The sequence below is a fragment of the Acinetobacter sp. GW821-FHT01E09 genome, assembly GCF_059422385.1.
The window spans coordinates 1,006,491-1,020,277 of record NZ_JBWKWU010000001.1; the positions used below are offsets into that span (position 1 = coordinate 1,006,491).

Annotated in this window: 13 protein-coding genes; 6 read left to right on the forward strand and 7 right to left on the reverse strand. The window is 36.7% G+C overall.

From position 1 onward, the window contains the following. The first annotated feature begins 314 nt into the window (after window positions 1-314). The 3 genes from AC07U8_RS04600 (at window position 315) to AC07U8_RS04610 (ending at window position 2,762) form a co-directional block, all read left to right on the forward strand. Window positions 315-1,232 carry an HARLDQ motif MBL-fold protein gene (locus AC07U8_RS04600; RefSeq protein WP_303577107.1) on the forward strand — a complete coding sequence of 306 codons (918 nt, stop codon included), beginning with the start codon at window positions 315-317 and terminating at the stop codon, window positions 1,230-1,232. Between the two features lie 140 nt (window positions 1,233-1,372). Then, complete coding sequence (locus AC07U8_RS04605; protein ID WP_303577108.1) at window positions 1,373-1,999, forward strand: hypothetical protein; 627 nt, start codon at window positions 1,373-1,375, stop codon at window positions 1,997-1,999. Between the two features lie 178 nt (window positions 2,000-2,177). Then, entirely contained in the window at window positions 2,178-2,762 is a 585-nt protein-coding gene (locus tag AC07U8_RS04610; protein WP_494737403.1) for a hypothetical protein, read from the forward strand. Here AC07U8_RS04610 and AC07U8_RS04615 read toward each other — a convergent pair. The 5 genes from AC07U8_RS04615 to AC07U8_RS04635 form a co-directional block, all read right to left on the reverse strand. Continuing rightward, window positions 2,756-3,130 carry a lysozyme inhibitor LprI family protein gene (locus tag AC07U8_RS04615; RefSeq protein WP_270382711.1) on the reverse strand — a complete coding sequence of 125 codons (375 nt, stop codon included), beginning with the start codon at window positions 3,128-3,130 and terminating at the stop codon, window positions 2,756-2,758. The two genes, AC07U8_RS04610 and AC07U8_RS04615, sit on opposite strands and share 7 nt — an antisense overlap. A 36-nt stretch (window positions 3,131-3,166) precedes the next feature. Next, entirely contained in the window at window positions 3,167-3,727 is a 561-nt protein-coding gene (locus AC07U8_RS04620; RefSeq protein ID WP_270382712.1) for a TetR/AcrR family transcriptional regulator, read from the reverse strand. Between the two features lie 29 nt (window positions 3,728-3,756). Next, a complete protein-coding gene (locus AC07U8_RS04625) occupies window positions 3,757-4,665 on the reverse strand; it encodes an alpha/beta hydrolase family protein (protein ID WP_494737404.1) in 909 nt (302 codons plus the stop codon). 49 nt (window positions 4,666-4,714) lie between these two features. Further along, window positions 4,715-5,503, reverse strand: coding sequence for a crotonase/enoyl-CoA hydratase family protein (locus AC07U8_RS04630; protein ID WP_494737405.1), 789 nt, complete (start codon window positions 5,501-5,503; stop codon window positions 4,715-4,717). Between the two features lie 269 nt (window positions 5,504-5,772). After that, window positions 5,773-7,323, reverse strand: a complete 1,551-nt coding sequence (locus AC07U8_RS04635) for a hypothetical protein (RefSeq protein WP_494737406.1) — start codon at window positions 7,321-7,323, stop codon at window positions 5,773-5,775. Window positions 7,324-7,731: 408 nt separating this feature from the next. Here AC07U8_RS04635 and nfuA point away from each other — a divergent pair, with 408 nt between their 5' ends. Next, window positions 7,732-8,370 (forward strand): Fe-S biogenesis protein NfuA, encoded by a 639-nt coding sequence (gene nfuA / locus AC07U8_RS04640; RefSeq protein ID WP_004819478.1) that lies wholly within the window; start codon window positions 7,732-7,734, stop codon window positions 8,368-8,370. A gap of 297 nt (window positions 8,371-8,667) precedes the next feature. Further along, the gene (locus AC07U8_RS04645; protein ID WP_270382716.1) at window positions 8,668-10,701 is read left to right on the forward strand and encodes a ligand-gated channel protein; all 2,034 of its coding nucleotides are present in this window, start codon (window positions 8,668-8,670) and stop codon (window positions 10,699-10,701) included. A gap of 47 nt (window positions 10,702-10,748) precedes the next feature. Here the strand turns inward: AC07U8_RS04645 and AC07U8_RS04650 are convergent, their stop codons facing one another. Both AC07U8_RS04650 and AC07U8_RS04655 read right to left on the reverse strand, forming a co-directional pair. After that, window positions 10,749-11,759, reverse strand: coding sequence for a hypothetical protein (locus AC07U8_RS04650; RefSeq protein WP_494737407.1), 1,011 nt, complete (start codon window positions 11,757-11,759; stop codon window positions 10,749-10,751). Continuing rightward, on the reverse strand, window positions 11,756-12,805 hold the full coding sequence (locus AC07U8_RS04655; RefSeq protein ID WP_096733379.1) for an alpha/beta fold hydrolase: 1,050 nt from the start codon (window positions 12,803-12,805) through the stop codon (window positions 11,756-11,758). Before AC07U8_RS04655 ends, AC07U8_RS04650 begins: the two co-directional genes overlap by 4 nt. A gap of 323 nt (window positions 12,806-13,128) precedes the next feature. Between AC07U8_RS04655 and AC07U8_RS04660 the strand changes: the two genes are divergently transcribed. Beyond that, window positions 13,129-13,743 (forward strand): carbonic anhydrase, encoded by a 615-nt coding sequence (locus AC07U8_RS04660; RefSeq protein WP_004722639.1) that lies wholly within the window; start codon window positions 13,129-13,131, stop codon window positions 13,741-13,743. The last annotated feature ends 44 nt before the right edge of the window (window positions 13,744-13,787 follow it).

A 13,787-nucleotide genomic window follows, 5' to 3' on the forward strand; every position in this document is an offset into this window, starting at 1 on the left:
AGATATTATTTTTGAGTTTTATAATACAGACTTAGATAATTTTAGCCACAACCCTTGGGGACTTGAGTATTTTTTGTTGCTACGTCGTTACGAACTACTCATTTAGAATGACTAAATTTCGTATTTCGTGCCTAGTATCACCTAAAAATACTCGTCGTCGCAACCATAGACGAATTATCAGCAGACCCGAATACAATTTGCAAATATTATTTACAATTTAAGATGTATTGAGTTGTTTTTTAGACATTAAAAAATTGATAAATATCGTGATTTAATCAAGTATGGGCGACTCATTTTTAGCATGGATCGCTTATATGCATCTGTTCAAATCCATTGTTATTTCATTGATCACAATGAGCTTTCAATTTACTCAAGCAGCCCCATTAAATGCTCAGCAAGCATTGACTGATGCACCGCCAATGAGTTTGTTTGAATCGTGGAATACACCCATTGAGCCCTTTAAAATTTTTAATCATGTCTATTATGTCGGTACTGAAAATTTATCTTCGGTACTGTTTGATACGGGTGATGGTTTGGTTTTAATTGATAGTGGGATTGATCAGTCGGCAGTGCAGATTAAAGCCAATATTGAAAAATTGGGGTTTAAAATCACAGATGTAAAATACCTACTTAATAGTCATGCGCGTCTAGATCAAGCTGGTGGTTTTGCCAAATTAAAACAATGGAGTGGTGCTCAATTGGTCGCAAGTGCTGCCAATGCCGAAATGCTAGAAAATGGCGGCGTGACTGATTTCGCTTTAGGTAAGCAATTGCCTTTTCCATCTGTAGCTGTAGATATCATCATCAAAGATGGGCAACAGTTAAAGCTCGGTCGTCAAATTTTTACAGCACATGCGACGCCAGGCCATTTACCAGGTGCAACCTCTTGGACAACAGATATCCGTTATCACTTTAAAAATTATAAAGTTATCTATGCCGACAGTTTATTTACGGGCGGTTATTATTTGTTAAACAATAACAATTATCCAAATCTAGTTTCAGACATACGTCACACATTTAAAACTTTGGATGCAATCCATGCAGATATTTTTCTTGCCAATAAAGCGGATCGTTTCCATATGAAGCAGAAATTAGCCAAATTGAATGCAGGTGATAAAAAAGCATTTATTGATCAGACGGGTTTACAAAATTATGTAGCGAAGGGGAGAGTTGAATTTGAACAACAATTACAGCAGCAACAACGCTTAGCGCAGTTTAAAACATTGCAATAATAAATTTAAAATAAAACATGCTATATGCGTTATATAGCGTGTTTTATTTTATATATTGCTATAATTCAGATAAAACTGATCATTTATTTTTAAATGATATATAACAGATAACGGCTTATCCTAAAATATAGAAAATTGAAATGAAAATACAATATATCAAACAGTTATTATTCATTTGTAGTGTCGTGATCACGTCATCTATATATGCACAAGAATTTCAACAACTCAATATTCAAACGCAGCTTGCAAAACAATGCCATCAAGATGATGAAGACATATTTTCACCTCAAACTTATCAATTGCGCTCGACAAAAGTCGTATTAAAAACTTATTCCTGTACCAGTAAAAAGCAAGATCGAGAACAATATTATTCGGCCTATGGGATACAATTGAGCGCTAAAAAATCATTATATTTAGTCGATCAACAGGTGGATGCAAGTGGTTATGTTGGTGTTAAATCTGAGCAAGTGGATGCAGATACCATTGTATTTGACAGTATGTATGAACGTGGCGGTGATTTAGTGATTGTGTGGATGCCAGATTTACAACAAATCTATCATGTGAAAGTTCATTATATGGCTTCAGATGAAGGTGGGGTAAAGCTGTATCGTAAAAATGATCAGATTTTTATTCAGAAAATTGCTTTAAAAGCGCTTAAAGATGATCAACCGATATATATAAATATAGGAAAACCCGTAATACTCAAAAAGGTGCTAGGCAAAGGGATCGTATTTGCTTCAGGTGATCTAAAAGCATTACAAAATTAAAATAAGAGATCTGGTTGATCTATATAAAGAAAACAATTGTTACGTTTAAGCTGGGTATCTCTAGTGAGATAGTTATACAATTTACTGGGTAAACTATTAAAAAAACAATCAAAATACTCAGCTTTAAACTTAGCTCATGAGTCTGAACTGGGGCGTATTATATGCTTGAGATTACGCTATGTTGAAATTTATTCTGGTGCTATTATTTTTGATCACGCTATATGTGCTATGGCGATGGGTTGCTAAACAAAAAATTAATGCAGCTTTTGAAGAACAACGACAAGCATTATCTCAATTGGTTCAAAATCCTCAAGAAGAGCATGAACTGCCCGAAAAAACTAAGCTGATTAAACAGATGATTGCAGAAGAGCGACAAAAGGCGGGTTCAGCCCCAGTAAAAGAGGCAATAAGCACTACAGTTCAAGTAGAGCAGCCGACCGTACTTGAGGAGCAACATAGCCCCGCCAAGCCGGTCACTGATGAAGACCAACGTTTATTTGATGCAGCGGCGCAACTGTTTTTTGAACAAGCTTTACAGATCAAAGATTTTTCTCAAGCAGGGCATATTCAACATGATGTACTTAGTAAAATGCCAATGAATACCCAAAGTCAGATCGGTTCTTTTGATTTTGGCGAATGGTCTATTTTTTGGAGCTATCATGAACAATCACTTGAATACTATGTCGGACGTTATGGGGTGTTCTATGCGCATGTTGATCATCAAGGCATAGAACATAAAGCCGAATTTAAAGATCGTTATTGATTTTCAATTAGACTGCTTAACTCTTTTAGTCGAAATGTTGTGGAATTGATTTCACAATCTAAATGTGCAAATCCTGATGCCAATCCCAAAGCACCATAAGTAAGACTTCCCATGAGTTCATTACATTGAGCATCACGATAATTAAGCCAAGCTTTTTGTGATTTTTCTAGTAATAACTTGTTGTTATCATCGTATTGCAGATAAATGCGTTGATATAGCTTATTCATTTTCGCTTTATCTGTTTTTAATTGCTGTTGCATACATTGATAAGCTTGTCGTTGATCTTGTTGATTGCATTGTGCATAAGCGGTATTGAATAGACTCACAAAAAGCAAAGCTAAAAAACTATATTTGATCTTTTTTATCATTTAATGTTCACCAAGAAATTGCAAATCAGTCAAGTATTATAGGGCGAGTTGTTGAGAAATTCGCGCTTTGACTTGATTTAAATAGAACAGGTCATTATTCAGTCGATACATTAAAATCGCACCCTCATAATCGGCCACACTTATTTTTGCCAAAATTTGTGCATCGGCTTGATCCATTTTTTGTTGAAATAATTGATACAAGGCATTTTGCCAATCTTGGAAAATTTCACGGATTTTTTCCAAGACTTCTAAAGAAATATGGCTTGCCTCTAAGGACAGTATCCCAACTAAACAGCCTTTTATTTCATAACTAAAAAAATGAACAGCTTTATCATGGATGATTTGAAATTGTTGACTTGCATCCAAGACAGCAAAATCTTCGAGTTTAAACAAGGATTGATTTAAATAAAGATGAGTGTGCGCTAAGATCTGCATAAGTAAGGCTTGTTTGTTGGGATAATAATAATAAAACGATGCTTTACTGAGTCCACATGCTTTTGCCAACATCTCCATACTTGTCCCTGCATAACCATGTGCTTTAAATTGCAAAGCGCAGGTATTTAACATATGTTCAGGCGTAAGTTTTTGTGGGCGCATAGATGACCTTGCTGCTTATGGAGTTAAAATTAATCGTGGATGAATGTCTCGAAAGTATTTAACATTTTATCCCAAATTGGCTCCGAACCTTGACGAAAATAGCCCATATGTCCAATCTGTTTTAAACCAAATTCGTCGGCAGATATGTTGATAAAGTGCATGGGCGCATTTTTATAATGTTGCATAAAAGCATAACGAGAATTTGGCAATGCCCAATCATCATCTAAAGCGGCCACTGCATAAATCGGCGTTTTAATCTGGGCATATTGTTCATGCAAATTTTGTTGCTCAGGATCTGCAAAAAAGTAAGTGGGATTTTTACACCATCTACGCCATTGCTGGTAGACCCCTTTAGGTAAATCTGCACCCATATTGAGTTTACTCCAAGGTAAGTAACCTGTAATCGCTACCATAGGTGGAAAGATAATGTTCCAAATTACCTGAACTTTAATTTTTTCTTTCAATGGCATATAGCCATGCCAGCCAGCACCTGTGCCAAAACAATACATTGCACTTACCTTGTCGTGATTCGGTGTCAACCCTAAAGCTTGTCCGCCGTAAGAATGTCCAACTAAAAATAGGGGCATATCTTGTTTAAAACTGTAGTCAATTGCACCTGCTAAATCTAATCTTCCCCAATCCAGATATGACATTTTAAAACCTTTTAATTGCCGTGGCGCAGATTTGGCCACGCCACGATAATCAAAAGTGAGTACTTGATAACCCAATTGTGCGGCATATTCAGAGAAGCGGCGATAAAATGCTTGTGGGACACCTGTTGCACTGGAGACAACTATAGTTGCTTTGATTGTATTGACTGGCGTGTAAAGTACGCCAGCCAATACATAACCATCCAGTGCCTTAAAGCTGATGGCTTGGCTGGTAAAACTTTTGCCATTCAAGTGTTGGACTTCAGTTGAGTACTTTAAATTTTGCATGATTGTTCCCACAGTTATTAGATTATCGCCGTATATCGCTATGATTGGTTTATTTGCCTTTAAACTGTGGTGCTCGACGTTCAATCATTGCTCTTACACCTTCTTGTGCATCTTCTGAGGCAAGTAAAGGGCTAAGTAGATTTTGTAGATTTGCAAATGCGACTTCAGGACTTTGTAAAAAGGCTTGATGTGCCGAATGCAGTGCCGCTTGGACGGCAAGTGGTGCAGCATTGGCAATACGTTCAGCCAGCTCTATGGCACGTGCTAACTGTTGGTTATCCTCAACAACCTCAGTGACTAAGTTCATTTCATAGGCTGTTTGTGCATAAAATAAATCACCAGTTAACACATATTTCATGGCTTTTGCCCAGCCAGCGGCTTGGACGAAACGTACTGTTGCACCACCAAACGGTAAGATGCCGCGCTGTACTTCAATTTGGGTAAATTGAGTATTTTCATTGGCGACAACGATGTCAGAATTCAACATCAATTCAATACCAGCGGTATAACAATAGCCTTGTACTGCGGTTACCAATGGTTTAGTTCTTTGACGTCCAACAGTTCCCCAAGGATTCACAATATCATCGCTAAAATTAAAAACACCATCGGCTAATTTTGGTTGTAACTCAACCAAGTCCAATCCTGCGGTAAAATGATCGCCATGTGCAAAGACCACCGCACAGCGTAGTTCTGGATTATTTTCATATTCAGTTAAAGCCAGTGATAGGTCGTGAATCATATGACTATCAAAAGCATTGCGTTTATCTGCACGATCTAAGCCAATTAAAAAAATATGACCACGAATTTCACGACTGACTTTTCCTTGTAGATTTGACATTTGTTGTTCTCTCATTGGTTGTTTTATAAGTTTTTAAACGATCGTTAGAAAACTGTCAATCATTTTAGAATGACTGAACCGTTTACATTGGTATAGCATATTTAAGGCATTAAAGGATCGCTGCATTGTGTATGTTATTTGGCGCCATGGGGGAACGCTTATGCTTTTTATTATGAATTTAATAAGATTTAAAAATGTGCTCGTACACTTAAATGCCCAGCTAAATTTATCACTGGGCATTTAATTTAAAGGGATTTAAACCTGAAGAATTACTTTTTAAACTTGGTTAAAAGCTTTTGCATCGGTAATTTATCACTGGCATATCCATAAATTGCAGCAAAAGGTAAGGCTGTGCGAGCAAGATAGGCGACACGCCATAAACCACCATGATTAGCGCCTTCCATCATTAATTCTAATGGATGACCCATCTCAGTTTCTGGATTTGCAACAGACTTCGGATTTCTTAAGTCATGAATCCAAAGCGCTGCCATAATTGAATTGGTGGTTTCAGGGCGGAATGCTTCTACATCAAACAAACTTGCACCGTTAAACGCAGCTTTAAGCAACGGATTCTTGATGACCGAATGTGTCGTCGTGGATGGTGCAATATTGATACTGACATGTTGCCCTTGATGTCGTGCTAAAGTTGCACGCCACTGTTGGATACGTTTTGCCAAGGCATAATTAGGGCCTTGTTCAACCACCAGACAATCAGCAATCCCATAGAATTTACCATTGTCAGAGCGAATCAATTGTTGATCATGGTGCTTAAAGAATTGCTTTAAGGAAAGGGTTGCAATCCCTTTGCTGAGTACAGTTTCAAATTTTGATCTATGTTTGAACTTTTTGTTTGAACCTTCAATCACTTCTTCAGGTACTGCATAAACATCTGTAGGCGTACACATATACATCAGTGATGAATCATTCTTGTGTTCACTGACATGGCTCATAATCGTGTCCATTGCCATCGACACACGCACATGTTTTTCACCATCCAAATAAGCAATTGAGGCCAAATCTAACTTGTGTGGATTATCACAAAGCCATTGTGTAATTTCTGGAATTTGGGTCAGTAAATTTGCACCAAGTTTGCTTTTTAATTCGTCAATATCATGGATGTTGAGGATTTTTTGAAAACTAGGTGCATACAGTGTGGCATTGCCATTTTCAATGATTTTAAGAATTCTCTCCCAAACGCGTTCATTGGGTAGATCAACAGCAACAATATTGGCTTTCCATTTCGATAACCATGTTAATGGGCCTGCCTCTGAAGCTGCGCCAAATAAAACTAAGGTACGATCCGATAAATCAAACCATTCGGGATGAGCAATCACTTCTCTGAGCGCATCTGCATGGCTGGCTTCAATAATGCCAGTATCTTGCCACTTTTGAATTTGCTGATATAGCGCTTCGCCTTGTAGTTTTTGCCCGTGATAGGGTACAAACCATTCAACGTCATCATTTGAATGACCTTTAAAACTAACACTTTGAATCTTGTCTAGTACTGGAACTGTACCAATATCTTTTAAAGAATAGCGTTGCCCATCTCTAAAGAAATCAAAGCTGTGTTGGGCTTTGTGCAAGCCTTGTTTGGCAATAGTGATGGCGTTATGACTTGAACGAATCCCATGTTCGACCAATGCCTTAAAATAAACTGGATAGTTTTTACGCCAGTTTTTTTCATCTAAAGCTTGCTCTGCGCTGAGATGATCAACCAAGGAAAGTGCTTCCGCAATGATTTCTTTACCGACTTGCGAGTTGCTACTTTTTTGAGTCTTTGGATGAACTGGAAACTGTAAACCGTCAATTGAACTGGACATGCAAAATATCTCGTTTTATTTCATCATTAATATACAGATGTATACATTATCCATGCCATATTCAATATTTGGGTGGCATTTTCTGACAAAATTTAGATAAATTGGTCGTATAAATTGAATAAATCAGTGCTAAAAATGTCTTAAATTATGCTTAGTATTTCATTTATAAAAAGTTTCATTGGTATCATTTTGTGGGTTTTAAAGCGCGATTTGTTGATAAGCTAAAATGCAGTAAATATCAATTTGTGTATGATTTATATTCATTTATTACGCGAATATTTTATGTTGAAATTTGCGTAGATTATATTTTTTACATCTTTTTAAGTTAATTCCGACAATTTTAGTTGATTTTCACTCATTCAGCCTCATCTTCAGTTAAAATACCGACTTCAGCTTGAGGATAGAGTTATGTCGACTGAGAACACCAATACTGCGGTTGCAGAAGAAATTCCAAATTTATTGATTACTCCCAATGCGCAAGAGTATTTAAAAGATCTTTTGGAGAAGCAAAATACTCCAGGAATTGGCGTTCGTGTATTTGTTGAAAATCCAGGTACTCCACGTGCTGAATGTTGTATGGCATACAGCGCACCTGATGAAATTGCTCCAACAGATTACAAACAAGATTATCCTGATTTTCCAGCATTTATTGATACACCGTCGATTCCATATTTGAAAGATGCGGTAATTGATTACAACAAAGACCGTTTTGGTGGACAGCTTACTTTCCGTGCACCTAACTCGAAAGTACCACGTGTTGGTCCAGATGCGTCTATGGAAGAACGAATTACTTATATTCTTCAGGCAGAGATCAATCCTGGATTAGCAGGGCATGGCGGAAACTGTGCACTGGTAGAAGTGGTCGAAGATGAAGAACATGGTTTAACTGCGGTATTAAAATTCGGTGGTGGCTGTCAAGGCTGTTCTGCAATTGATGTAACGTTAAAACAAGGTGTAGAAACTACACTTAAAGAGCATATTCCTGAACTCGGACGTGTGGTCGATCAGACTGACCATAGTCAAGCAGAAGGTGCTTACTTCAAATAATCTGTATATCAATGTAGATATTTGACTGTTCTTTAAAACCTCCGAATTTCGGAGGTTTTTTTATGGATATCGTATAACTAAACGTAAATTTATATTTTAAATCTTAATAAGCTTAAATTAAGCTTAAAAAATAGAATAAAAACTTAAAGATAGGCCTAAAAATGACTAAATATTAAACGAATGGTTAATAAAAATGAGAATAATTCTTAATATTGTTTATAATGCTGTGGTGTTTTTATTACACATTGTATCTAAATCTTCATTGTCTATTCATTCTTAGCCTCTTTGGAATACCTTATGTCAACTAACCGTATCATCCAATCTGCGTTATCTCTCTCCATTATCACCGTTATGATGGGAACTGCCTATGCCGCAGAATCACCAGAAAACTCGAATAAAACCAATCCACAGTCTACAGAGTCAACCAAATTAGAGACGATTGTTGTCACTGCAAGTGGCTTTGAGCAAGAGGTGAAACAAGCAGCAGCATCTATTTCAGTTTTAACGCAAGAAGACATTAATAAAAAAGCATATAGAGATATAACGGATGCACTTAAAGATGTTCCTGGGGTCGTCGTCACAGGTGGTGGAAGTTCAAGTGATATTAGTATCCGTGGTATGGGAAGTGCTTATACAGTTTTTTTGATTGATGGCAAGAAGGTGAATACACGTTCAGTTCGACCAAATAGTGATAACTCGGGTATTGAGCAAGGTTGGATGCCAAGTATTGAAAGTATTGAACGTATCGAAGTGATTCGTGGTCCAATGTCTGGTTTATATGGTTCAGATGCCATGGGCGGTGTGATTAATATTATTACCAAAAAAGTCGCAGATACTTGGACAAGCTCGGTTAAATTGGATACGACACTACAAGAAAATAGAGATTCTGGGGATATCCATCAAGCAAACTTATATGTTTCTGGTCCTTTAATCCGTAATTTACTTGGCTTAAAGGCGAATGGAACATTCTCACAACGCAATGAAGATGACATTATTGGTGGCTATAATAAGCAACGTATACGTGCAGGTGGCGCAACACTGAGCTTGACGCCAAGTTCTGAACATACCATTGATTTAGAATATCAGCGATCTATTCAAAACCGTGATCAAACGGTAGGTAAAACAATCGCCAATGTACCAGGGCGAAATGGTAAGCTCCCAACAGACTCATATACAGATTATTATCGTACCGAATATAGTTTGACTCATCGTGGTGAAATTGGCGATTTAAAGACACATTCTTATATTCAACGTGAGGAAAATGAAAATCCATCCCGTAGTATGGAAGCAATCAATACAACGTTTAATACTTTAAACCAAATCAATCTGGGTTCTCATGCTTTGAGCTTCGGCGGAAGTTATTTAAAAGAAGAGCTTGAGGATTTTGGCAATCAGTTAGTTATTGGTGGATCAAAATTAACCAACTTAGATCGCTATAGCTGGGCATTATTTGCTGAGGATGCGTGGAATATTGTAGAGCCATTCACGGTAACGGCTTCATTACGCTATGATAAAGATGAAAAATTTGGTGACCATTTTAGCCCGAAAGTCTATGGTGTTTGGACCTTGAATGATAACTGGATTGTTAAAGGTGGGGTATCAACAGGTTATAAAACTCCGGCATTACGTGCCACTGTTGCAGGGTGGGGACAGGCAACAGGTGGTGGTCAGTCGAGTGGTATGATTGTGGGTAATCCAGATTTAAAACCAGAAACAAGTATCAATTATGAAGCATCGATTAACTGGGATAATAATGACAATTTAGATGCAGGTTTTACCGTATTTAATAGTGAGTTTAAAGATAAAATTACTGAAATTCGCACCTGTCAAGGAGACTCTGGAACTATGGGATGTCCTTGGTTAGGTCAACAATTCGATTTTGTCAGTCAACGTATCAATGTCGATAAAGCAAATATGCGTGGTATAGAGGCGACTCTGGGTTGGGCAATCACGCCAGATGTTCGTTGGGCAACAAATTATACATTTACGGATACTGAACAAAAGAGTGGAGCATTTAAAGGTAAGCCATTGAATGAAATGCCGAAACATATGTTTAATACTACTTTAGATTGGCAAACAAATGATCAAGTTGGAATGTGGAGCCGCTTAAATGTAAGAAGTAAAACTTCTGACTATTTAAGCCGTACATCGATGGGGGAAGGTAGACCAGCGTATGCAATGATTGATGTTGGTCTAAACTATAAACCTTCCAATGTGTTGCAGTTCAATGCTGGTATTTATAACTTATTTGATAAAAGCATAGATACTGCGACTTATAATTATGTACTGGATGGCCGCCGTTACAATTTGGGTTTAATTTATAAGTTTTAAAGCTCAATTAAATTGCATTAGATCTGTTTAGTCATGAAAAAGGCGCTTTATGCGCCTTTTTCAATATTGAGAATCTTTAAAGTGTCATCTGAATAATAAAATTTTTCCAGATAAATCCGTGCACGGTTTTTTAAGTGTTGAGAAGCAATCATCTGTTGAATAACAGGTTCAAGTAACTGTTGTAATTCATTTTGAATCAATGCTTCATCAATATTGATATCACTTAAAATTAAATCAAAAGGGCGTTCTTCATTACGCACATACCAAGTCAGTACACCATCATGCACTTGTTTCTTTAAATAATCTGTTTGGCGAATATGTTCCCATATTTCATGACCCATAGCTACAGTTTTAGGTAGGTCGTTAATTTCAACATAATTACGCAACACAGCAATCGGTATTTTTTTAATTTTATGCCATAAATTGGCTTGAAAATGATAAAGCTTATTGTCATCAAACTGTTGGTTAATGACTTGTTCACTCAATTGACTAATTTTAATAATATTTTTTTGCAGATAATGCTTAACTGTATCGTCTAAATTCGTATCGGTAACCGATTCTAAAACTGATTTTCCCATCTTCATAAAACGTCCCACACCGGGGACTTTTTTATTCATGACCGAATTATCAATATAGTCTTGAATCGAGTGATGGATCAATTGGGTTAACATGCTTGAAAAGGCAGGATTATTGACAACACGTTTGATCAAAGCTTGGCGATGCCCCGATTTACTTGCGACATATTGGGCGATTTTATCAATCGTGGTAACTGGAATAATATCTTCAATTAACGTTTCATCATTACTTGGGTGAATTAAAGCAAAACGAATATGTTCAGCGATTTGCTCAATGAGAAAGTTGTATGCAGGTGTTGCTAAAATTTGCTTTGACAATAAATCATGAATTTGTGCAAAAGACCAAATTTGTTTTAACGGCTGTTTTCTAAACCAGTGATAAAATTCAGTAAACTCAATTTTAATCGTATCAGCCTGTGAAAATTCTTGATCTAAAAAGCCAAGTTGGGCTTCGATCAATTGTTCAATAAGTTGATTTTTCATTTTTTGAACTCAATTTGTCCATGTGTTTGATCAGACAGTGGGTTTTGCAAAGGTTGTACTTTGTTTAAAAAGCTTAAATAGTAATCCGCAACTCGTTCAGGTGCTTCAAGTAATGGCATATGCCCAACACGTTGTAGAATAATCGGTGTTTCAGGGCGTTTTAATACCGATTTTAATTCATTTGCAACATCCGCATTTACAATCTGATCTTGTTCTCCCCAAAGGATCAGGGTGGGTGCTTCAATGTTTTTTAACATCGTGGTAAAAGTTGAAGGGGTATAGAGTCGATTGAGTGCATCAATTTGATTGATGATTTTGGCTGTGTCTTGAGATTTAGCAATGAATAATTTTTCTTGTTCATCTTTAATCACACGAGCAGTAAAAGGCGGATTAAACATCACCTTTTTCATAACAAAATCTAAATCACCTTTTTGTGTGATTAATAATTGTTTGAGATAGATCGGATTTCTTAAATAATTGGTATTTGTTGATTTAAAAATACCCCCAGTGCTCATTAGAAATAAGCTTTTCGTATCAAATGGATATTGTGAGGCATAAAACATTGCGATGGTTCCACCCAATGAATGCCCTGCAATATTTAAATTATCTTGGATATGTGCAGCTTCAATAAAGCGTCTAAGTTGTTCAGTTACATTGGGTACAGATAAATCAAAATTGGCTGGAACCTGAGTACTTCCTGCTGAAGGCAAGTCTGGAATAATCACATGGTAATATGGGGTCAATGACTGCGCGATATCATTCCATGTATCACGGCTGCTGGCTAAACCATGAATCAGTAAAACAGTTGGCTTATCTTTAGAACCGCCTTCACTATAAGACCAAATAACATCACCCACACGCAATGTTTTAGACGTTAATCCTGCCCAAGCACGTTCTTCTTGTACAATTTTTAAATAATCCACATATTCTGGTGTGGCAGCAGTTGCATTGTTGTGACTACCTAAAAATAATACACCGATCGCAGTCAAACTTAACAATATGCTGTTTAAAAAATGAAGAATTTTTTTATGGGCCAGTTCAGACATGCATAGGGTTCCGAGTAAAAGACTAGGCATTATATAAAGTAAAAATATTATTCATGATCATAATTTTTTCAACATTTGCCGATAAAGTCTTATTTGTAAGTTTTTTGCCATAGTTTCAGTGTTCAACTCAACTAATATAGAGATTATTTTGTATTTTAGTTAAACAATTTTAATTAAACTGTGAATTATATCTATGTATTTTTAAAAATTAGGCCCTTAACCGCTCCATAACAAAAATTGTAACAGAGTTTATTTTTAGTCAGTGACTTTCACATTTTGCGGCATTAAAATAATCACACTCTCCACACAATGGAACAAAGGACATGCTAACTGCTCAAGAAGCTTTAGAACGATTAAAACAGGGTAATGAACGTTTTGCACATGGTGAAACCAATCTGACTAAATTTTTGACGCATCAGCAACGATCTGAAATGATGGACAGCCAAGAGCCATTTGCAATTATTTTAGGTTGTTCAGACTCTCGTGTTCCAGCAGAAATGGTTTTTGACCAAGGTTTCGGTGATTTATTTGTGATTCGTGTTGCAGGTAATATTGTTGCGCCGTCGCAAGTGGGCAGTGTGGAATTTGCCGCAGATAGTTTTGGCTGTCCCTTGGTTGTCGTTTTAGGGCATAGCCATTGTGGTGCGATTCATTCAACGATTGAAGCGTTGAAGAACCCGAATACACCACCTTCTGCAAATCTTATGTCAATTGTAAACCGTGTTCGTCCTTCAGTTGAAATTTTAATGCAAACTGAGTTGAAAGATGACTTAGAAAAGCTATCAATGCATGCAGTAAAATCAAATGTTTTTGCTTCAGTTAATCAATTACGCCATGGTTCAGCCGTATTAGAAAACTTAATTGCCAAAGGTAAATTAAAAGTTGTTGGTGCTGAATATTCTTTGGAAACGGGCGAAGTTTCTTTTTATGATTTTTAATGTTTGAAATTGTCATCATAAAAAAATCCCACTTTAAGTGGGAT

Excerpts from the sequence above, each read along its gene's own strand:
- AC07U8_RS04660 (WP_004722639.1), top strand. The coding sequence starts at position 13,129 with ATGCTAACTGCTCAAGAAGCTTTAGAACGATTAAAACAGGGTAATGAA.
- AC07U8_RS04605 (WP_303577108.1), top strand. The coding sequence starts at position 1,373 with ATGAAAATACAATATATCAAACAGTTATTATTCATTTGTAGTGTCGTG.
- AC07U8_RS04625 (WP_494737404.1), bottom strand. The coding sequence starts at position 4,665 with ATGCAAAATTTAAAGTACTCAACTGAAGTCCAACACTTGAATGGCAAA.
- AC07U8_RS04635 (WP_494737406.1), bottom strand. The coding sequence starts at position 7,323 with ATGTCCAGTTCAATTGACGGTTTACAGTTTCCAGTTCATCCAAAGACT.
- AC07U8_RS04610 (WP_494737403.1), top strand. The coding sequence starts at position 2,178 with ATGTTGAAATTTATTCTGGTGCTATTATTTTTGATCACGCTATATGTG.
- AC07U8_RS04630 (WP_494737405.1), bottom strand. The coding sequence starts at position 5,503 with ATGTCAAATCTACAAGGAAAAGTCAGTCGTGAAATTCGTGGTCATATT.
- AC07U8_RS04645 (WP_270382716.1), top strand. The coding sequence starts at position 8,668 with ATGTCAACTAACCGTATCATCCAATCTGCGTTATCTCTCTCCATTATC.
- AC07U8_RS04615 (WP_270382711.1), bottom strand. The coding sequence starts at position 3,130 with ATGATAAAAAAGATCAAATATAGTTTTTTAGCTTTGCTTTTTGTGAGT.
- AC07U8_RS04600 (WP_303577107.1), top strand. The coding sequence starts at position 315 with ATGCATCTGTTCAAATCCATTGTTATTTCATTGATCACAATGAGCTTT.
- AC07U8_RS04650 (WP_494737407.1), bottom strand. The coding sequence starts at position 11,759 with ATGAAAAATCAACTTATTGAACAATTGATCGAAGCCCAACTTGGCTTT.
- AC07U8_RS04620 (WP_270382712.1), bottom strand. The coding sequence starts at position 3,727 with ATGCGCCCACAAAAACTTACGCCTGAACATATGTTAAATACCTGCGCT.
- AC07U8_RS04655 (WP_096733379.1), bottom strand. The coding sequence starts at position 12,805 with ATGTCTGAACTGGCCCATAAAAAAATTCTTCATTTTTTAAACAGCATA.
- nfuA (WP_004819478.1), top strand. The coding sequence starts at position 7,732 with ATGTCGACTGAGAACACCAATACTGCGGTTGCAGAAGAAATTCCAAAT.